The 791-nt window shown below is 70.0% G+C and carries 1 protein-coding gene; it reads left to right on the forward strand.

Translation table 11 applies throughout. The annotated features are described in order from the left end of the window. Positions 1-13 precede the first annotated feature (13 nt). Positions 14-784, forward strand: a complete 771-nt coding sequence (locus tag IE98_RS0141620) for a polyprenol monophosphomannose synthase (protein ID WP_030277976.1) — start codon at positions 14-16, stop codon at positions 782-784. Positions 785-791: the final 7 nt, after the last annotated feature.

The raw sequence follows: 791 nt of genomic DNA on the forward strand, positions 1-791 counted from the left end.
GAAAGGCTGTGCCGTGACTGCCCCTGAGGAGACCACCTTCGCCGATCTCGGCGGGGTGCTGGTGATCATCCCGACCTACAACGAGGCCGAGAACATCGAGCGGATCGTCTCCCGTGTCCGCACCGCGGTCCCCGAGGTCCACGTCCTGGTCGCCGACGACAACAGCCCGGACGGCACCGGCGACCTCGCCGACAAGCTCGCCGCCGAGGACGACCACGTCCGCGTCCTGCACCGCAAGGGCAAGGAAGGCCTCGGCGCCGCCTACCTCGCCGGCTTCCGCTGGGGCATCGACCAGGGCTACGCCGTCCTCGTCGAGATGGACGCCGACGGCTCCCACCAGCCCGAGGAACTCCCCCGCCTGCTCACCGCCCTGCGCGGCGCCGACCTCGTCCTCGGCTCCCGCTGGGTCCCCGGCGGCAAGGTCGTCAACTGGCCCAAGTCCCGCCTGCTGCTCTCCCGCGGCGGCTCCACCTACTCCCGCCTCATGCTCGACGTCCCGATCCGCGACGTCACCGGCGGCTACCGCGCCTTCCGCAAGGAGACCCTCCTCGGCCTCGGCATGGACCAGGTCGCCTCCGCCGGCTACTGCTTCCAGGTCGACCTCGCCTGGCGCACCGTCAAGGCCGGCTTCAAGGTCGCCGAGGTCCCCATCACCTTCGTCGAGCGCGAGCACGGCGCCTCCAAGATGAGCCGCAACATCGTCGTCGAGGCCCTCTGGCGCGTCACCACCTGGGGCATCACCTCCCGCCTCGACAAGATCACCGGCAAGAACAAGACGAAGTAACCCTCCG

Source organism: Streptomyces sp. NRRL B-24484 (genome assembly GCF_000717715.1).
Classification (GTDB): domain Bacteria; phylum Actinomycetota; class Actinomycetes; order Streptomycetales; family Streptomycetaceae; genus Kitasatospora.